Consider the following 19,323-nt stretch of genomic DNA (forward strand, 5'->3'; position numbering starts at 1 on the left):
GTTCCGGCGGACGGGGAGTGGCACACCGGTGATAACCGACGACTTCGATATTTCCGTGGATATCGTCGCCCCTCGGCATGCGCTGTGGTCGCTGCTCGTCGATCCGCACGCCTATCCGCGCATCCTGCCCGGCATCGGCGCGTGCGAACCGCTCGGCTCGATCGACGGCGATCGGATCGTCAGCTTCCGCATCGGCGATCCGCGCATGGGCATCGGGGTGATCGAAGTGCGGGTGATCGCCGGACGTTGGTGTGAGGCACTGGAATTGCGTTCGGAGCGGCTCGGCAGCGTCGTGCGGGTGCAGCTGGTCGGCGATGCCGAGCGCACCCGGGTCACGGTCAGCTGTTTCGGAATCCGCCGGATCCATCCGGTGCTCGGGCAATTGACCGAAGCGACCGTGCGGCGCTGGATTCGGACCGGACTGGAGCGGGCCGCGGATATCAATCGGGGTGTGCGCAATTCGGTCGCGGTCAATGCCGAGGATTCCCCCGCGCGCAGACAACTGGGCGTGGCATGGCATATGTTGCAGCGCGGGGTGGTCGCGCCCAAGCGCCCCGATCTCGCGATGCGACAGCTGTCCGGACTGGTGCGCTGGGGCTTCAATCTGGCGGGGGGATATGCGGCGGGAGCGGCGGTCACCCCGGATCGGGTGGCGGTAGTGGATGCGCGCGGCAGCCACACCTTCGCCGAGATAAACAGTCGTACAACGAATCTGGCGGCCGCGATGGCGGCATTGGGGCTCCGGTTTGGCGATGCGATCGGATTGCTGGCACGCAATCACGCCGGGATGGTCGAGACCATGGTCGCGGCCGGGAAGATCGGCGTGGACGTGGTGCTGTTGAACGCGGGCCTGTCGGCGCGACGGCTGGAGGAGATCGTGCAGCGCGATCGTCTCACCAAATTGTTCGTGGACGCGGATCTGGAACCGCTGGTGGACTTTCTGCACCGGGGCATTCAGCGTGTCACCACGGCGGGGGAGCCGCCGGTGGCGGGGCGGCTCACCGTCCCGGATCTGATCGCGGTGGCGGCGGAGGGTTTTCGCCGCCCACCGCAGCCCGGACGGCTGGTGGTGCTGACCTCGGGCACATCGGGTGCGCCCAAGGGTGCGCGCCGTCCGCACGCCCGGGGCTTCGGCGCGCTGGCGGCGCTGCTGTCCCGAATTCCCTTCGGTATGAACGAGATCATGCTGATCCCGGCTCCGCTGTTCCACACCTGGGGGCTGGGCGGGCTGCAATTGGCGGCCGCGCTGCGCGCGACAGTGGTGCTGCCGGAACAGTTCTCGGCCGAACAGCTGCTGGAGCTGATCGCCCGGCATCGGATCACCAGCGTGCTGGTGGTGCCGACCATGGTGCAGCGACTGTTGGACGTGCCCACCGCGGTGCGGGCCCGCTATGACCTGTCCAGCCTGCGCGTGGTGGCCAGTTGCGGTGCGCCGCTGGCAGGTTCGACGGTATTGCGATTCCTGGACGCGTTCGGTGATGTGCTCTACAACGTGTACGGGTCCACGGAGGTGTCCTGGGCGACCATCGCCACACCCGAGGATCTGCGCGTTTCCCCGATGACCGCCGGTCGGCCGCCGTTCGGCACGAAAGTCGCTGTGCTGGGCCACGATCGCAAACCGGTGCCGGTGGGTGTCACCGGCCGGATCTTCGTCGCCAATCAGATGCTGTTCGAAGGTTATGTGAATGCCGTTCCGCCCGAACAGAATGGCGGGCTGCTCGATACCGGCGATCTGGGCTACCTCGACGCCACCGGCCGCCTGTTCATCGCGGGCCGCGACGATGAGATGATTGTCTCAGGTGGTGAGAATGTCTTCCCGCGCCCGGTGGAGGAGGCGCTGGCGCTGCTGCCGCAGGTGCGCGAGGTCGCCGTGGCGGGGGTGCCGGATGTGGAGTTCGGTCAACGCCTGGTCGCGTTCGTGGTGAAACATGAAGGGGCGGAGCTGGATCCGGAGTCGGTCCGGCGGCACATCCGGTATCTCCTTGGCCGCGTCTCGGTGCCGCGCGAGGTCGAGTTCGTGCCGGACTTACCACGTGGTGAGACGGGCAAAATTCTCAAAAACCTGTTGACCGGCAGCTATACCGACTGAGCCGTCCGCCCGACACTGCCTGGCAAGCCTGCCGCCCGATGATCGAATACGATCCCCGCACAGGGAATTTGAGGTTTGAGAAGTACGAGGTAGTGCGTTGAACAGCGTTAAAAAGGCCATTGCGGGACTCCAGAACGAACTAGTCCGGCAGGTGGTCAATGTCTTGACCGTGCCGCGACCGCTACCGCGGCCGTTCGGCCCCACCCTGCACGATCGGGTGGCGGGCAAGACGGTTCTCATCACCGGTGCGTCCAGCGGTATCGGGCGTGCGCTGGCGTTGCGGGTCGCGGACGAGGGTGCCATCGTCGTCGTGACCGCCCGCCGCACAAGCGAATTGGATCAGCTCGTCGCCGAGATCCGGACCCGGGGCGGGCAGGCGTACGCCGTCACCTCGGATCTGTCCACCGAGGAGGGGGTGAACAAGTTCGCCGATGAGGTGCTCGTCCAGTTCGGCGCCCCCGATATCCTGGTCAACAACGCCGGCCGTTCCATCTGGCGTTCGATCGCCAGTTCCGAACACCGCCTGCACGATTTCGAGCGCACCATGCGCATCAACTATTTCGGACCGGTCGGTCTTATGTTGCGGTTGTTGCCGGAGATGCGCCGCCGCGGTTCCGGCCATATCGTGTCGAGCTCCACCCTCGGCGTCATCACCAACGTCCCCCGCTTCTCCGCCTATCTCGGCTCCAAGGCCGCCCTGGAAGCGGTCATGCGCGTGGCCGCCGTCGAATGTCACTCCGACGGAATCGCTTTCAGTGACGTCCGCCTGCCGCTGGTCGCGACCGAACTGAGCGCGCCGCTCGGGTTCACCGGCTACACCGCCCTGTCGGCCGAGGCTGCCGTGGAAATGCTGGTGAACGCGATCGTGCGCCGCCCGATCACCCTGGAGAATCCGCACGGCTCGCTTTCCCTGCTCTTCAACACGATGTTCCCGGGTCTCGCGCGCCAGGGCCTGCGCCAGCTCCACCGCATGCTCCCCGACCCCGGCCCCGGCAACCCCCAGCCGCCCGTGCGGCACGAAGGCCTGCCCGTCAGCCGTCCGACCGGCAAGGCCCCGACGCCCGCGCCCGCCGAGGTCGCCACCTCGTCAGTCCCGCTGGGCGACTGACCTTCTCGGCACGTCCGACTACTCGGCGTCGCCGGTCATCCATGTGATCGGCGACGAGGGCCCGGGCCCTTCGATGTGTCGGCACCGAATCGCATCATGGTAGCTATATATTTGCTGAAGGGAGGTTCGGGGGTCGACGGTCGACAAGGAGTTGATGCGTGAAAACTCTTCGGTTGTGGGCGATTCTGATTGTTGCCGTGGTGAGTTGCGCTCCGCTGTCGGGGTGCGGGAAGGACTCCGCTGATACCGACAAAAGCGCCACCACGAGCGGGGGTGCGAAGAGTTCGGCGGCGGCGGAGTATCCGCTGGGGCAGCCGGTACAGGTGACGGCGGACAACTTCGTCCGGGCGGAAACCGATCGGGAGTTCGCCATGTCCGTGGCGGAGGGCGGGTTCGGGGCGTTCCATCACATCCGGGAGCCGATGCCGATCGATCATCAGGTGGTGGTGCGCGCCAATCGGGACACGCTGTACTCCTCGCGGGTCTTCGATCTCGACGCCGGACCGGTGACCATCACGCTGCCGGACGCGGGTAAGCGGTTCATGTCCTTGCAGATCATCACCGAGGACGAGTACACGCCCGAGGTGGTGTACAAGGCCGGGAGCTACACCTTCGATCGGGACAAGATCGGGACGCGGTACTTCATGGCCGCGATCCGCACCTTCGTGGATCCGAACAATCCGCAGGATATCGCCGCGGTGCATGCCCTACAGGACAGCATCAAGGCCGAACAGGCGGGGAATGGGACCTTCGAGGTTCCGCAGTGGGACAAAGCGAGTCAGGACAATGTCCGGAACGCGCTGCTCACCCTCGCCGCGACCCTGCCCGATACCAAGAACTCGTTCGGTCCTGAGGGGCAGGTCGACGAGGTGCGGCATCTGATCACCGCCGCATCGGCGTGGGGTGGCAATCCCGAAAAGGATGCGCTGTACCTCAATGTTGTTCCGCCGCAGAACGATGGCGAGGTGAAGTACGCGCTGCACGTGAAAGATGTTCCGGTGGACGGCTTCTGGTCGGTCAGCCTGTACAACGCGCAGGGATACTACGAGGCGAATCCGTTCAACGCCTATTCGGTGAACAACACCACCGCGAAGGCCAACCCGGACGGCTCGATCGATATCCGGTTCGGCGGCTGCGACGGGCAGATCCCGAACTGCCTGCCGACCATGCCGGGCTGGAACTACATGGTTCGTCTCTACCGCCCGCAGCCCCAAATCCTCGACGGCACTTGGAAATTCCCCGACGCCACGATCGTGCCGTAGCGCTCCGAATTAGGATTTCCAGGCATCCCCGGTGAGGAAGCTCTCCCACTGCTCGGCGGTGAACCAGAGTTCGGGGCCACCGGGGTTCTTGGAATCGCGTACGCCGGTTCGAGTTTCGCCGTGATAGACCTCCACGCACTGTTTCCCGGCGTCGGACCTGCTCGACTTGTACCACTCGCCTCGCATCGGCTTTTTCACGCCGCATACTCCTTCGCTACGGTCAACACCAAATCTCTGGTGGCTACTTGCGTCAACGCTACAGTTCGCAAGCTCGCCACCGCCTTTCGATATTGGCCGACCTCCTCGTTGTGCTCGTGAAAGGTGCTGCCGATCGCGCCTTCCGCATACACGATCTGTGGCAGTGATAATCCACTCGCGCCCTTCGGGAACCGCAGTAGCGTGAATGTCTGCATGGTCATGCCGAGGTGGGGGCCACTCGAGAACGGGATGACGTGCAGGTCCACATTCTCCCGTTCACCTACTTCGCCCAGCCAGCGCAATTGCGCGGCCATTACCGCAGGACTCGCCGGTTTGTGTCGCAGGGCTGCCTCGGACAGGAAAGCGATCAGTCTGAAGTTGTTGTCGTTCAGTCGGACCTGGCGTTTGCGGGTGAGCTCGAGGAGGCGTTCGACATCGACGGGCGATAGATCCGGCTCGCTGATATGGGTGATCGCGCGACGATAGTCGGGGAGCTGAAGCAGACCTGGGACAAGGGTCGGCTGATAGGCGACGATCTCATCCGCAGCACCCTCCAGTCGAAGGAATTTCTCGAAGTTCGGGGCGACCTGATCGCTGTACGCCTTCCAGAACCCTTTCGAATTCCCTTGCGCCCTAGCGGTTTTATCCTGCTCCTGGACTTCTGCCCATAGCCGGAGCGCCTGGGCTCTCGCTTCCGGATCGGCCGCGTAGAAATCGAGCAGGCCGTTGATGTGGAGTGTCACCAGCTTGGTCGGAGACCCTTGCTCGAGGCGGTCGATCACTTGCCGAGTTGTCTCCACGTGCAACGCTGCCGACGTCATCGAGGGTCTCGGCGATCGCAAACGCAGCTCATGCATGAAGTTGCCGAAGTCCATGCGAGAGACGGTAAGTCCGGCCATTTCGTTAGCCTCGCTATTCGGGGATCGCCCGTGGCGGACATGCCCGTGGCGGACGTCCAGCATATTTCATGCATAGTCCGCCATGGGCATTACGCGAGAAGTCAATTGGATGTCTACTTGATCCATAGCGCGCATCCGTATCGGAATCTGCGAAGGGGATCGAAATGCGCTGGGACACATGGGCTCTGCTGGCGATTACCGGATTGTGCCTGGCCGTGATCGGCTGGGCGGCGTGGGGTTTCCATCGGGAGCGTGGTGATGCCCGGTCTCTCAGATTGCGGCTCTCGACAGGGGGATGCCTCTACATCCCTGTCGCGAGCGGGCAGCGCGGGGGATGGCGGCATCGGGGACGGCATCGCGCGTTCGGCGTGGGCGGAACAGTCGCATTGGGTGCGATGCGCGCATTGCCGCTCAGCGGTCACCGACTGCCAGGAAGGTGAGGTGGCTGGGGTGGTCGGCGTCCAGGATGATGCTCTGGCCGTTGATCTTTCGCTTCAGGGCGGGGCGGAGCCAGTGGCGGCCGGGGGCGTTGGCGGCGATGGCGACGCGGAGGCGGTGACCGGCGCGCAGGACCGCCGAGGTGGGGTTGATCTCGATATCGAGGTCGAAGGGTTCGCCGGGGATGACCGGCAGGACCGTATCGGCGCGCAGGGTGTGCAGGGGGAAGATCAATTCGCCGTCGATGTAGGTGCTGCGTTCGGTATCGATCGCGCGCAATGAGGACAGCAGGCAGCCGCGGGTGAGGGTGGCCGACGCACCATCGGGCTCGACATCGGTGACGGTGACGGACCAGAAGGCGTCGGTACCACCGGCTTCCACCCGCAGCCGGAGGTTGAGCGGCCCGGACAGCGTCAGATCGGCGTCCAGCGGTGCGGTGGTGAAGGTGACCGCATCGGCTTCCGCGCCCCGGTCGTCCGAGCCCGCGCGGGCGCTCAACAGGGTGGTCACGCCCATGGACATGAGCGCGACATTGTTGGAGGTCCAACTCGCCTTGGCCGTCGGCAGCGGCAGCCGGGTGAGGTCTTCGGGCGGGGTATCGCGCAGTGCCGCATCGGTATTCGCGTGCGCGGCGGAACCGCTGACCTCGGGAGTGAGGTAGAGCCGCCGCACCTGTGCGGCAGGATCGGGAAACGCCGGCTGCGCGACCCAGCCGCCACCGCCCTGGCGGCGCACCGTGACCGGCCCGTACCCGTCGATCCCGTTCTCGATTCCCTTACACCACCTGTCGAACCAGGCGCATTGCAATTCGTCGAGCGATTGCGGACTGTCGGGTTCACCGAATCCGCTACCCACGGTGAGGTGATAGCCATCATCGACGACCACCTGTTTGCGCCCGTCCGACAGCGCCAGCCGATCGAACATCCGGAAATTGGAGCGGTTGTAGACATCGTGCCAAGCGCCGTGAATCCAGGTGGCGCAGGTGATTTCCTCGAATCGGGCCAGTCGCTCATCCCAGTGTTCATTGAGGTATCCGTCCGGATGATCCTCCTCGCGCGCGATCCGCGCGGCATGCCCGAGCCCGCCCGGCTCACGCACCCGATCCCGAAGATACGCCCCGAGCACGCGATTCCGGATCATTCCGCGCGGTGACGGCAGGAACTTCGCCGCATTGACCGCCGCGAGCCACGCTCCCATCCCCAATGTGATTGCGCCCCCGGTCAATCCCAGCTCACGCGGCGCATCCTCCCCGGCGACGATGGCGAAGATCGCATCGAGCCCTTCGGGCCGCAATCCCGCCGCGATGAGCGCCGCGATCCCGCCGTAGGAAATGCCCGTCAGCGCGAGATGTCCATCGCACCAGGGCTGTTGGCGCACCCACTCGAGGGTCTCGATATAGTCCCGCTGCTCGCGGGGGCTGAAGAAATCCCATCCACCCGTCGACGATCCGGTACCGCGCACATCGACGATCAGTTGAATGTATCCGCGCGACACCAGCGTTCGATTGGTCGCCCACACATCGATCGCGCCCCCGGCGGGCGTATGCGTCAGATCTCGCCGGGTGAACCGCCGCCGATCCGATCCGGCGCCCCGCTCACTCCGGCGCTGCGCCCATCCCGCGATCCGCCCCGCGAACCGATTCCCCATGCGGTTGTACGGCGTGAAGTTCACGACCACCGGAAACGCCTGCGGCACAGGCGTGGACCGGTCATATCCCGGCCGCACCAGATCGGCGCACAGCACCACCCCGTCCGACATGGGAATGGTCACGGTGGTGTCGGTATGCACGGCCGCGAACCGCGCGGGCCCGATATCGAAGCGCGCATCCGGTGGCAGCGGTACGACACCGGAACTGGCGGAGACAGCGGACCTGGACATGAACAGCCTCCAAAACGTCGTCTTGGCAACGACCATAAGGCTGACTAGACACCCTCGTCCAGGATTCGGGAAAGATTGTCTGAGACGATCTTTCGCAATCGGGCCAGCGCCGCCCCGCGTCAGCCCTTCGGCAGGGTGTTCGCGAGGGCGCGCACGGTGGATTCCAGCCGCTCCGGCGGAAAGCGTTCCGGATCGGACAGCACCAGTCGCCCCAGCACCTCGATGAACCCGAGCAGCACATGCCCGACCAGCTCGGTATCGGCATCGCTTGGGCCGCCGCGCAATTCGATGCCGAGTTCGAGCAGTTCGACGCAGCGTTCCACCAGTCGATCCCGCGCCGCGGCGAGCAGTCCCCGGTAATCGGTGGGCGCGTCGTCCGGCGGCATCAGAATCAGTCGCCATCGCACGGGATCGGTGCGAACGGCGGCCAGGAACGCCATCACCGCCGACAGATACTCGTCATCGGGGTTGGAATTGCGCAGATCCTTCGGCATGGCATCGAAGATCTGCGTCATGCCCTGACTGTGCTCGCGGTGCAGCAGCGCCCCGACCAGTTCCGGAGCCGTCGGAAACACCGCGTACAGCACGGGTTTCGCGACACCGGCGGTTTTGGCCACCGCCTGCATGGTGAGTCCGGACAGCCCGTCCTCGCCGACCACTGTCAATGCCGCATCGAGAAGTTGCTCGCGCCGCTGGTGCAATGGCAGCCGCGGACCATTGCGCCGCCTGGGCCGCGGCTCCGCGCGCTCCGGCGATATCTGCCAGACGCCGACGGACTTCTTCTCGATGCTCACCCAGCCATGATCCCTCAGTGCGGTGGCCCGCCGACATGCACCCCGAGCCGGACTGACCGCATCGCTACGGTCGCGTAGAAATTGGCGAGTCCTGCCGTTGACGGGCGTTTCCCTGCGTGAATACCCTTTCTACGCAAGCGTAGTAGTGAAAACTACGCAGAAGTAGAAAATGGGTGGGACAGCTATGCCACTGATCGAATCCCTGCGCTCCTGGCTCGCACTGCCGGAGGTGGAACCGGCGCAGGACTACGGATTCTTCGGACCCGATTCCATCGCCTGGAAGGTGTGGAGCTATCCGAGCAGCCTGACCATCGGCTTCCAGCGCGCCGTCGTCATCGAGGAACTCGACCCCGCGCTGGTCGCGTCCGTGGACGCCACGGCCGCCATCTACGATCGCCCGCGCACCCGCTACGACCGCACCCTGCGCTATTTCGCGATGGTCATGTTCGCCGACAGTCGCTCCACCGCCAAGGCCGCCGATGTCCTGGTCAAGATCCACTCCAAGGGCGTGGGCACCTGCCCGGTCACCGGACAGCGCTATGACGCCAATGATCCCAAGTCGCAGTTGTGGATTCACCTGACCGCCTGGCATTCGCTGCTCATCGCCTATGAGAAGTACGGCCCCGGCCGCTTAAGCCCGGAGGAGGAGGGCCGGTACTGGGAGGAGTGCGCGCGGGCGGCCGAACTCCAGACCTGCGATCCGGCGGATGTGCCGCGCACCCGAGAGGGGATTCAGGATTACTTCGAACAGATGCGACCGCAACTGCTCGGCTCGGAGATCGCGAAAAAGGCGATGCGGCATCTGCTGCGCGCCGATGTCATGCTGCCGCCCATGCCGCCGCTGCTGCGGCCCGCGTTCTATATCGTCTCGGCCTTCCTGCGCCGGGGAACGCTGGCCACCATGCCGCGCTGGATGCGGAAGATGGCCGGGCTGCCGACCAATCCGCTGCTGGATCTGCTCATCGTCCCCCTGCTGAGCTCGGCGTTCACGGTGGTGAGTCTCAATGCGCGACTGGAGATCCTGCTGCTGCGCCTGATCTCGCCGATGACGGTCGCCGTCGCCGCCCCCGTACTGCTGCGCATTCCGCCGGTGCACGAGGAGACCATGACGCCACGAGAAGCGCAGCGCCGCTACGGCTATGACATCCCGTCGCAGGCGCACCTGGCACTGCGCGAGAAGCAGGCGAATCGAATCTTCGGCAGCGGACTGCCGCCGGGCGATGAGGGCATCATCGAATCGCAGCCCATTCTCGGCAATATCGCCTGATCGCGGGCGCATCATGTTGAGAGAACTGCTGAACTACCGCATCAGCTTGCGCCAAATCATGTATCTGGCAATAGCATTCGGCGTTCCCTACCTCGCGATCGGACTGGTGTGGCTGGGCCTGCACCACGATCATCTGAACGAGCTGCACGGCCTCGATCTCGTGTTCTCGGCGATCGGCGAGGTCATCGCCTGGCCACCGCTGCTGATCTCGAATATCGAGCTGCGATGACCGTCGGCGCCCAGCACAGCGCGCGCATGCGCGTGCTGACCTCCGGCCTCGACTACTGGCGCGACCATCCGCGGCGCTCGGTGGAAACGGCCGGCAGGCAGGTGCTGATGACCGGACGAGCGACCGCGGAGCTGTTCGGCTCGCTCGTCCGGCGGCGATTCCCCGTGCAGGAGTTCATCAGACAGTGCGCGTTCATGGCGAGCGTATCGGCGACGCCGACACTGCTGGTGGCGATCCCGATCGCCGTGGTGGTCTCCATCCAGGTGGGATCGCTGGTCAGTCAGGTCGGCGCGACCACCTTCATCGGCGCGGTGAACGGCCTCGGCATCATCCGCCAGGGCGCGCCGCTGGTCACTTCGCTGATGATCGCGGGCGCGGTCGGCTCGGCCATCTGCGCCGATCTGGGCTCGCGCACCATCCGCGAGGAGATCGACGCCATGCGGGTGATGGGCGTTGATCCCATCCGGCGGCTGGTCGCACCCCGCCTGGCGGCGGCCGTGGTGGTCAGCACGCTGCTGTGCGGTCTGGTGGTATTCGTGGGCTTCGCAACGGGTTACGCGTTCAACGTCTACATCCAGGCGGGTACGCCCGGGGCCTACATCAGCACCTTCGCCTCCTTCGCGGTGGCGAGCGATCTGATCATCGCCATGGTCAAGGCGATGATCTTCGGCGCACTGGCGGCGATCATCGCCTGCGACACCGGATTACACACCCGGGGCGGCCCGGCCGGGGTCGCCGACGCGGTGAACTCGGCGGTGGTCAACTCCGCGATCGTGCTGTTCGCCAGCAATATCATCGTCACCCAGCTCTACAACACGCTGTTTCCGACGAAGGTCATCTGAAATGGCGAATTATGTTCCGCCGGTGCTGCGCCCGATCCATCGGCTGCGCGCGGTCGCCGCGGCTCCGGCGGCGGTACCGGTGCGCCTGGGCCATCAGGGGCTGGTGTTCTTCCAGGCCATCGCCGCGATTCCGTTCGCGCTCAAGCAGTATCGCAAGGAGTTGCTGCGCCTGATCACCGATGTGAGCTTCGGCAATGGCGCACTGGTCGTCGGCGGCGGGGTGATCGGCGTGGTGGCGATCCTGTGCGGATTCGGCGGGATCACCGTCGGCATGGAATCGCATACCGCGCTGAACCTGCTCAGCATGAGCCCGCTCACCGGTGCGATCTCCGGTTTCGCGACCACTCGTGAATTGGCCCCGCTGCTGGCCACTTTGGCGTTCGGGGCACAGGCCGGATGCCGATTCACCGCACAGCTCGGGTCGATGCGCATCTCCGAGGAGATCGATGCGCTAGAGTCCATCGCCATCCGGCCGCTGCCGTATCTGATCAGCACCCGCATGGTCGCCGCGGTGGTGGCGATCGTGCCGCTGTACACCGTCGGACTCGCGATCGCCTATCTGAGTACGCGATTCACGGTGATCTTCCTGGGCGGCACCACGCTCGGCACCTATGACCATTACTTCCACCAGTTCCTGAATCCGGTGGATCTGCTCTATTCGATCCTCAAAGTCGTCGTGTTCACACTGATCTCGACATTCGTGCAGTGCTACTACGGCTTCGTCGCCGCCGGGGGACCGGAGGGCGTTGGCGTGGCCGCCGGACGGGCCATTCGCGCCTCGATCATCGTCATCGTCTTCGTGAATCTGGTCCTGTCCCTGTCGATTTGGGGCATCGATCCCGGCATCCGGATCTCCGGATAGGAGTTTTCGTGTACATCGATCCCAGTGGCAGGGGTCTGTCCGCATCCTGGCTGGCCCTGATCGGCCTGCTCATCGCGGCGGTCACCACGGCCACCGTCTACCTGCTCGGACTGCGCTATACCGGGGCATTCGCCGACACGGTGGATGTGACCGCGCGGCTGACCAGCACCGGTGACGGACTACCGCAGCGAGCGGACGTCAAATTCCGCGGCATGCTGGTCGGCCAGGTCGGCAGCTCCGGCATCGCCGCCGCCGGGGAGCGTCAGGATGTGGTGCTGCGCATCAAACCAGAACTGGCGCAGTCCATTCCGTCCACGGTGACGGCCCGTGTGGTGCCGAACAACCTCTTCGGGGTGACCGCGGTCGAACTGATCGACAACGGCCCGTCCGGGCAGGGTTTGCGCACCGGTGCGACCATCGTGCAGGACACGAGCACCGTCACCACACAATTGCAGGCCACCCTGACCACGCTGCGCACCGTGCTCGACGCCATCGATCCGATCAAACTCGCCCATGTGCTCGGTTCGCTCGCCGACGCCCTCGATCCCGCCTATCGCATGCCGGGCTCCACCATCGAACGGCTGGACACCTGGACCACCGAGGTGCGCGCGATCCCGGGCGTCGGTGATCTCTTGGGCGATCTGGGCGCGGCGGCGTCGGCGCTGAATCGGTCCGCGCCGCAATTGATCGACACGCTCACCGAATCGGTGACCGTGGCGCGCACCCTGAATGATCACCGTGCGGGTCTGGTGGCCCTGCTGACCTCCGCGAGCGGGGCGGTGGACGCGACCAACGACCTGTTCGCCCGCAATCCGGGCGCGGGCCCGGAGCTGGTAGGCGGACTCGATCAGACCTTCGGCGCGCTCGCCCGCGATCCGGACGCCATCGCCGCCTCGGTTGCGGATCTCAATGCGGCACTGGGCAAATTGTCGACTGTCTTCAACTGGGGACCCAACAAACTGATGAGCTGGGTGATGGACTTGAGCGTTACCCCGTTCCAGCAGTACACCGCGCGAGACTGTCCCCGCTATGGCGAGTTGGCGGGTCCGCGCTGCACCGCCGCGGCGGCCCCGGGCTCCGGATCGCCGCTGCCCTCGGGATCGACCCAACCCGCATCGTCGCGGACCGGCGGATTGCAAGGCGCGGAAGCCATTTCGGCATTGACCGGCGGCAATCCCACTGCCGCCCAGCTCATGCTGCTCGGCCCGATCCTCACCGGCGGCACGCTCACGGTGACCGATTCGACCCCGCGACCCGGAGGGCGCTGACCATGCTGAAGCTTCGCACCGCGGTGCTGGGGCTGGCCCTGTTCACGGGGCTGGCGCTGGTGGCCACCTACACCATCTTCTCCACCCTGCAACGCGGGGTGAGCGGCGATACCGCAAGCTACACGGCGACATTCGGCAATGTGCTCGGCCTGCGCGCAGGCGATGACGTGCGCATGGCCGGGGTCCGGGTGGGCCGGGTCGACACCGTCGAACTCGATGCCGATCGCCGCGCCCGCGTGGTGATCCGGGTGCAGGCCCGGCAGCATCTCACCACCACGACCAAGGCGCTGATCCGGTATCAGAATCTGATCGGGCAGCGCTATATCGCGCTCGCCCCGGGAACCGGTGCGGCACAGCCCCTACCGCCGGGTGGCTCGATTCCCTACGAGCGCACCGAATCCTCCTTCGATGTCTCGACCGTGCTCGCCGGATTCCAGCCGCTGTTCAGCACCCTGCAACCGGAACAGGTGAATTCGCTGTCCAACACCCTGGTGCAGGCGCTCCAGGGTGACGGAGTCTCGTTGAGCGCCTTGGTGACCCAGGCCGCCGCGCTCGCGAGCACCTTCCGGGACCGCGACGAGATCCTCGGCCAGGTGATCACCAATCTGGGCGGCGTGGTGGAGGGCCTGGCCCATCGCGGAGACGAATTGGCCACGCTCATCACGCAATCGCGCACGCTGCTGTCCGATCTCTACGCGCAGGGCGAGACGCTCAAAGGCGCGGTCGATCAGGCCGCCGGTTCCACCACCCGGCTCGCACAGCTCATCGAGCAGATCAAACCGGGCCTGGCGCAGGCCCAGCAGTCCGCCACCGCCGGGGTGAATCTATTGCTGTCCAACGGTTCCCGGCTCGATATCACCGCCGCCGAACTGCCGTACCTGCTGGCCGGACTGGCCCGGATCAGCGGTAACGGCACCTATATCGGTTCCTACATCTGCAGTCTGGATGTCTCGCTCTGGGGCGTGCTCTTCCCGCCCGGAGTCATCAGCCAGATCGGCGGCACTGCGCATTCGGAGGTATGCCGGTAATGAAATCAGCGAATGTCCGCACCCGCCTGAAATCGCTCTGGTACCTGGTACCCGGCTATTCGCGGAACCGCGAATGGTGGCTCGGCCTGGCCGCCGGTGCGGTGATCCTGCTCCTGCTACTGGGGTCGAGTGTGCTGACCCGGGCCGGCATCGGACGCCACACCGTCACAGCGGAATTCGCCCAGGCCGCCGGATTGCGGACGGGCGACAGCGTCGATATCGCCGGAATCGAGGTCGGCTCGGTCGAATCCGCGCGAGTGGCCGGTGATCGGGTCGTGGTCGGATTATCGATCAAGAGTGATATCCGGCTCGGCGACGACGCCAAGGCCGCGATCAAGATGTCCACCATTCTCGGCCGCATGCACGTGGAATTGGACGCGGGCAGGACTTCCGGCCCGACGACCGAGCGCATACCGCTGGAACGGACCCAGGTGCCGTACAACCTGGCCAAGGTCGTGAACGATCCCGACTACACGCATTCGTTCGAACATCTCGAACGCGTCGACCCGAATGCGCTGCGGGCCTCCCTCGATGCGGTCGCCCGGCAGATGGGCGATTCCCCGCAGCTCACCGCGCAGGCGCTGGACTCGGTCGGCGTACTGGCCAAGGTGATCAGCGATCGCGGTGACGAGGTGGGCAAACTGCTGCGCAATATCGACTCGGTCTCGCAATTGGTATCGGACAACCGGAGTGCGGTTCTGCTGCTGCTCACCCGCGGTCAGGCCGTCGGTGACGCTGTCGCCGCCCGGCAGACCCTGATCACCCAGCTGCTGGACAATATCGCGACCATTTCGAAGAACCTGCGAGATATGGGAATCGAGAACAACGGTGGGCTCGCCCCATTGATCCGGGATCTGAACACCATGTCGGACGGTTTGCAGAAGAACAAGGACAACCTTGACAAACTCTTCCAGATCATGCCGGTGACACTGCGGCAGTTCAACAACAGCCTCGGCAATGGACCGTACGGCGAGCTGTATCTGCCCTGGGTGTTCCCGGACAATCTGCTGTGCGCGACCGCAGCGGTACAGGGGTGCCACTGATGCGCACTGCACCGATTCGTCTCGCGATCATCACCCTCGTCCTGCTGTTCGCCGCGGGCTGCTCCGGGCTGCCGCACGGCGTGACCTCACTGCCGGATCGGTTGCTGGGTAAGGAGAAATCCCTCACCGCCGATTTCGAGAACACGGCGGGCCTGTACGTCGGCAATGAGGTGTCGGTGCTCGGGCTGCCCGTCGGCCGGGTGACCGAACTGCTTCCCAAGGGTCGCTACGTCGAAGTCCATATGGTCGTCGACGGCGATGTGGAACTGCCCGCGGAAGTCATCGCCGCACTGGTGTCTCCGCAGCTCATCACCAACCGGCATATCGAACTGACCCCCGCCTACACCGGTGGGCCGCGGCTGTCGGACGGCGGGCATATTCCATTGCCCCGCACCAGAACTCCGGTGGAACTCGACCGCATTCTGCGATCGTTCGACGATATCGGAAAAGCGCTGGCGGGCAGCAATACCGATGGGCCGATGGCCAGCCGGGTGCTGTTCCCACTGCTGGACGGCAATGGCGATCGTATTCGCCAGACCCTCGACGCGCTCTCGGGGGCGTTCCAGGTGACGCTGGCCAACAAGGATCAGATCTCCAATGCCATCGTCCGGCTCAGCGAGATCACCCAGACCATCGCCGACAATGATTCCACCGTCCGCGATTTCAGCGCCCGGCTCACCCAATTGGTGACCCTCATGCGCGATCAAGCCCCGGGCCTGGGCGCGGTGCTCACCCAGATCAATGATTTCGTGGCCAATATCAGCGCGGTGGTGGGGGAGAACCGGCAACCGCTCACCGACGCGCTGTCGCGACTGACCGGCATCACCGCGCAAATGCGCGACCACGCCCGCGATCTCACCGAAATCGTCGATGTCGGACCGCTGTTCTTCACCAATCTCGGCAATGCGGTGAGCCCGGAGGCCAATGCGGTGCGATTACATCTGCTCACCGATAAGACCCTGCTCGACAATGAACTGCTGGCACTGTTCTGCGAACGGTTGCAGATGCGGTCCGACGGCTGCCGCACGGGCAAACTCCGCGACTTCGGACCGGATTTCGGGCTGACGGCCGCACTGCTGGGACTGCTCCGATGAGCCGCCGGATTCGCCGCCTGGCCGCCGCGAGCCTGCTCACGCTGTCGATGACCGGATGTGCGGTCACCGTCGACTCCATGCCGCTGCCCAAACCCGGTGTGGGCGGGCCGACCTATCGGGTGCGCGCCATCTTCGACAATGCGCTGAATCTGCCCGAGCGCGCGCGGGTGAAGATCGGCGGCAGCGATATCGGCATCGTCACCCATATCGACACCGCCAACTTCCTGGCGACAGTGGAACTGGAAATCCGGGAGGACATACCGCTACCCCGGGACGTGCGCGCCGAATTGCGGCAGCCCACGCCGCTCGGGGATATCTATGTCGCGGTGACGCTTCCGCAGCAGCGCGCAGGTACACCACTGCTGCACGACGGCGATGTCATCGACCGTGAGCACACCTCGGCGGGCGCATCGGTGGAGCAGCTGATGATGTCACTGTCGATGCTGCTCAATGGCGGTGCGCTGGAACAGGTCGCGCGCATCACCAGCGATGCCGACTCCATGGTGGCGGGGCGCGGTCCGCAACTGTCGCATCTCATCACCGAGATCACCGCGACCCTGACCGCCTTGAACCAGCGCACCGATCAACTCGACAGCGTGCTGCACGGGATGGACGCGCTCGGCACCACGCTCAATCAGCGCAAGGCCGAACTCGGGCAGGCCGCGGACAGTTTCCCGCCGCTGATCTCCATCATCACCGAGAACAACCGGGCCATTACCGATCTCACCGCGAAGGTGACCGGAACCCTTGGCGCACTGGGGGATTTCACCGCCACCAGCAGCGCGGAAACGGTCAGCCTGTTCCACAGCGTGCAGCAACTCATGGACGGGTTCAGTGCGATGGGGGACAACCTCGCCGGTGCGCTGGACCGGCTGCACGCCCTGCAACCCTCGGTACTGGCCTCCACGAAGGGCACCAATCTGGCTGTGGCGGCGACGGTTTCGTACCTGAGCATCGGGGCGCTCACCGATCCGAACGGCAGCAGACTGCCCGACGGCACCGATCCGGGGGCGTTCCTCGGCAGTCTCGCCGATGTGCTGACCCGGGTGATCAACCGGTTGCAGGGTGGTGCGCGATGAAGCGGCAAGGTCCCGAGGACGATCGTCCTGAACTTCTCGCTCTGGTCTGGTGGGTGATCGCCTTGGTTCTGGAGGCGGTCGCGGAACTGCTCTTGGACGCGGCCGATTGGGCTCGGCGGCATATCTCCGGGTTGGCCGCGGTGGGCCTGGTGATCACGCTGCTGGTCGGCGGTGGCTACCTGCTGATCGATGTGGTGCGCATCGATCCGCTGCGCGAGACCATGACGGTGCGGGTGGAGCTGACCTCCTCGGGCGGCTTGCTGCCGCACTCCGATGTCACCTTCCGGGGTGTGCGGGTCGGCACCGTCCGATCGGCCGAGTTGTCCGAACACGGTGTCATCGCGATCGCCGAAATCGATGCGGACCAGCATATTCCGGTGGGCGGCACGGTCGTGGTGGCGCGGCTGTCCGCGGCCGGAGAGCAGTATCTGGACTTCCGGCCCGATAGTGACGGGCCGCCGTATCTGGCCGACGGAGCGGTCATCTCGACGGATCGCACCGGCACACCGGTGACGATCAACGAATTCCTCACCGATACGGCGGGATTCATCGGCGGGCTGAACCCCGATCGGCTGAATGTGATTGTCGCCGAACTGGATAAGGCTCTGGCCGGTGGACCGGATCGGCTGCGCACGGTGCTCAGCGGGATCAGCCAGGCCATGAACGGCTTGACCGGGCTGCTGCCGCAAACCCGCAATCTCATCGAGAAGCTCGAGGTGATCGCCGAGACCACCAGCCACGCGCAACCCGATCTCGGCACCCTCGTCGGCGGGGCGGGAGTGCTGTTCGGGCAGTTCACCGCCGCCGATCAGGAGGTGCGCCGATTACTCGAACTGGGTCCCGGACAACTGGCCACGCTCGGCGGGGTGGTGGCCGAGACCACGGACCCGGTGACGAATCTGGTCACCAATCTGTCCGCGATCACCAGGGCCGCGCGGCTGCGGACACCCGCACTGTCGGCACTGTTCCCGGCGCTGCGATCCGGCACCGCGATGCTGGGTATCCCGGTGCACGACAACGCCTTCCACACCATGGTGGACATCTGGCCGCGACCCACCTGCGAATACGCGACCATCCCGGTATCGCCGGTCAAGGTCAGCGACGGCGCGATCCGGCTCTACAACTACTGCGTCACCGACGATCCGGCGCAGCAGATCCGCGGTTCGGCCAACGCGCCCCGCCCCGGCGGCCCGGACAACACCTCCGGACCGCCACCCGGGGTCACCGGCAATGAACTATCGGTCCCCTTGCCCGCCAACTGATTACGGCAGCACCGCCATCGATACCCGGCAGAGAGATGTGATATCCGTGAACGACACCCACGACGTGATCGACGAGGTGGCCGACCCCGCGGCGGACGAGATCGACGCGGCCCCGCGCAGTGCGGCGGTGGCCGATGAGCCGTCGGCCGAGGCTCGCGGAACTCGCCGATCGACCCGTCGCACAGTACTTTTCGCTGCGGCGGCGGTGGCCATCACCGGTGCGGCGATCGCCCATGATGTCTACACCTCGGTGCGGAGCCGGCACGCCGAAGACCTCGTCGAAGCCCGCGAGGCAGCCCGCAAGACCGCCTGCGGGTACGGCCCGGTTCTGGCCAACTACGACGTCGAACATCTCGACTCCTACTTCGCGGCGGTTCTGGATCACGCCACCGGCGACTGGAAGCGGGAATTCGACTCCACCAGTAAGGATTTGCGGGACGTCCTGGTGCAGGGCCAGGTGAAATCCAAATCCGGCACCGTCGACTGCGCGATCTCGGCCAGCGATGCGAGCACCGCCGCGGCGGTCGTCGTCATCGATCAATCCGTCACCAGCGTCGGCACCCAGGGCCAGCCGCGCCGAGGGCAACTCGCGATCACCCTGTCCCTGGTCAAATCGGGCGATCGCTGGCTGGTCGACAAGGTGTCCTCCCCGCTGCTTCGCACCCAATGACAGGAGATAGCAC

General features: G+C 65.4%; 18 protein-coding genes. 14 read left to right on the top strand and 4 right to left on the bottom strand.

The annotated features are described in order from the left end of the window. Positions 1-28: 28 nt before the first annotated feature. The 3 genes from ACFC4D_RS32390 to ACFC4D_RS32400 all read left to right on the top strand — a co-directional run bounded on the left by ACFC4D_RS32390 (position 29) and on the right by ACFC4D_RS32400 (position 4,459). Entirely contained in the window at positions 29-2,089 is a 2,061-nt protein-coding gene (locus ACFC4D_RS32390) for an AMP-binding protein (RefSeq protein WP_375953835.1), read from the top strand. Positions 2,090-2,186: 97 nt separating this feature from the next. Beyond that, positions 2,187-3,197, top strand: coding sequence for an SDR family NAD(P)-dependent oxidoreductase (locus ACFC4D_RS32395; protein WP_375953833.1), 1,011 nt, complete (start codon positions 2,187-2,189; stop codon positions 3,195-3,197). Between the two features lie 323 nt (positions 3,198-3,520). Next, positions 3,521-4,459: a DUF1254 domain-containing protein gene (locus ACFC4D_RS32400; protein ID WP_376069126.1), complete on the top strand. Its 939-nt coding sequence runs from the start codon at positions 3,521-3,523 to the stop codon at positions 4,457-4,459. Between the two features lie 9 nt (positions 4,460-4,468). Here the strand turns inward: ACFC4D_RS32400 and ACFC4D_RS32405 are convergent, their stop codons facing one another. The 4 genes from ACFC4D_RS32405 to ACFC4D_RS32420 all read right to left on the bottom strand — a co-directional run bounded on the left by ACFC4D_RS32405 (position 4,469) and on the right by ACFC4D_RS32420 (position 8,666). Next, entirely contained in the window at positions 4,469-4,657 is a 189-nt protein-coding gene (locus ACFC4D_RS32405; RefSeq protein ID WP_376068856.1) for a DUF397 domain-containing protein, read from the bottom strand. After that, complete coding sequence (locus ACFC4D_RS32410; protein WP_376068858.1) at positions 4,654-5,532, bottom strand: DUF5753 domain-containing protein; 879 nt, start codon at positions 5,530-5,532, stop codon at positions 4,654-4,656. Before ACFC4D_RS32410 ends, ACFC4D_RS32405 begins: the two co-directional genes overlap by 4 nt. A gap of 435 nt (positions 5,533-5,967) precedes the next feature. Then, complete coding sequence (locus tag ACFC4D_RS32415) at positions 5,968-7,872, bottom strand: CocE/NonD family hydrolase (protein ID WP_376068859.1); 1,905 nt, start codon at positions 7,870-7,872, stop codon at positions 5,968-5,970. A gap of 119 nt (positions 7,873-7,991) precedes the next feature. After that, positions 7,992-8,666, bottom strand: coding sequence for a TetR/AcrR family transcriptional regulator (locus ACFC4D_RS32420; protein ID WP_376068861.1), 675 nt, complete (start codon positions 8,664-8,666; stop codon positions 7,992-7,994). Between the two features lie 169 nt (positions 8,667-8,835). Between ACFC4D_RS32420 and ACFC4D_RS32425 the strand changes: the two genes are divergently transcribed. Genes ACFC4D_RS32425 through ACFC4D_RS32475 form a run of 11 tightly spaced genes read left to right on the top strand, consistent with a single transcriptional unit; the run spans position 8,836 to position 19,310 of the window. Continuing rightward, positions 8,836-9,933, top strand: a complete 1,098-nt coding sequence (locus ACFC4D_RS32425) for an oxygenase MpaB family protein (RefSeq protein WP_376068863.1) — start codon at positions 8,836-8,838, stop codon at positions 9,931-9,933. A 13-nt stretch (positions 9,934-9,946) separates the two neighbouring features. Next, positions 9,947-10,162 (top strand): hypothetical protein, encoded by a 216-nt coding sequence (locus tag ACFC4D_RS32430; protein ID WP_376068865.1) that lies wholly within the window; start codon positions 9,947-9,949, stop codon positions 10,160-10,162. Next, a complete protein-coding gene (locus ACFC4D_RS32435; protein ID WP_376068867.1) occupies positions 10,159-11,004 on the top strand; it encodes an MlaE family ABC transporter permease in 846 nt (281 codons plus the stop codon). Before ACFC4D_RS32430 ends, ACFC4D_RS32435 begins: the two co-directional genes overlap by 4 nt. A gap of 1 nt (position 11,005) precedes the next feature. Continuing rightward, positions 11,006-11,866 (top strand): ABC transporter permease, encoded by an 861-nt coding sequence (locus tag ACFC4D_RS32440; protein ID WP_375953821.1) that lies wholly within the window; start codon positions 11,006-11,008, stop codon positions 11,864-11,866. Positions 11,867-11,874: 8 nt separating this feature from the next. Further along, entirely contained in the window at positions 11,875-13,134 is a 1,260-nt protein-coding gene (locus ACFC4D_RS32445) for an MlaD family protein (protein ID WP_376068869.1), read from the top strand. Between the two features lie 2 nt (positions 13,135-13,136). Next, positions 13,137-14,162, top strand: coding sequence for an MlaD family protein (locus ACFC4D_RS32450; protein ID WP_375953817.1), 1,026 nt, complete (start codon positions 13,137-13,139; stop codon positions 14,160-14,162). Beyond that, on the top strand, positions 14,162-15,205 hold the full coding sequence (locus tag ACFC4D_RS32455) for an MCE family protein (protein ID WP_376068871.1): 1,044 nt from the start codon (positions 14,162-14,164) through the stop codon (positions 15,203-15,205). Before ACFC4D_RS32450 ends, ACFC4D_RS32455 begins: the two co-directional genes overlap by 1 nt. Then, positions 15,205-16,299 (top strand): MCE family protein, encoded by a 1,095-nt coding sequence (locus ACFC4D_RS32460; RefSeq protein WP_376068872.1) that lies wholly within the window; start codon positions 15,205-15,207, stop codon positions 16,297-16,299. The genes ACFC4D_RS32455 and ACFC4D_RS32460 overlap by 1 nt, the downstream gene beginning before the upstream one ends. Next, positions 16,296-17,378, top strand: coding sequence for an MCE family protein (locus ACFC4D_RS32465; RefSeq protein ID WP_376068873.1), 1,083 nt, complete (start codon positions 16,296-16,298; stop codon positions 17,376-17,378). Before ACFC4D_RS32460 ends, ACFC4D_RS32465 begins: the two co-directional genes overlap by 4 nt. Beyond that, the gene (locus tag ACFC4D_RS32470) at positions 17,375-18,640 is read left to right on the top strand and encodes an MlaD family protein (protein WP_376068875.1); all 1,266 of its coding nucleotides are present in this window, start codon (positions 17,375-17,377) and stop codon (positions 18,638-18,640) included. The genes ACFC4D_RS32465 and ACFC4D_RS32470 overlap by 4 nt, the downstream gene beginning before the upstream one ends. A gap of 46 nt (positions 18,641-18,686) precedes the next feature. After that, entirely contained in the window at positions 18,687-19,310 is a 624-nt protein-coding gene (locus ACFC4D_RS32475) for a hypothetical protein (RefSeq protein ID WP_376068877.1), read from the top strand. The last annotated feature ends 13 nt before the right edge of the window (positions 19,311-19,323 follow it).

It is taken from the genome of Nocardia sp. NPDC056000, assembly GCF_042269265.1.
In the GTDB taxonomy this organism is placed as follows: Bacteria; Actinomycetota; Actinomycetes; order Mycobacteriales; family Mycobacteriaceae; genus Nocardia.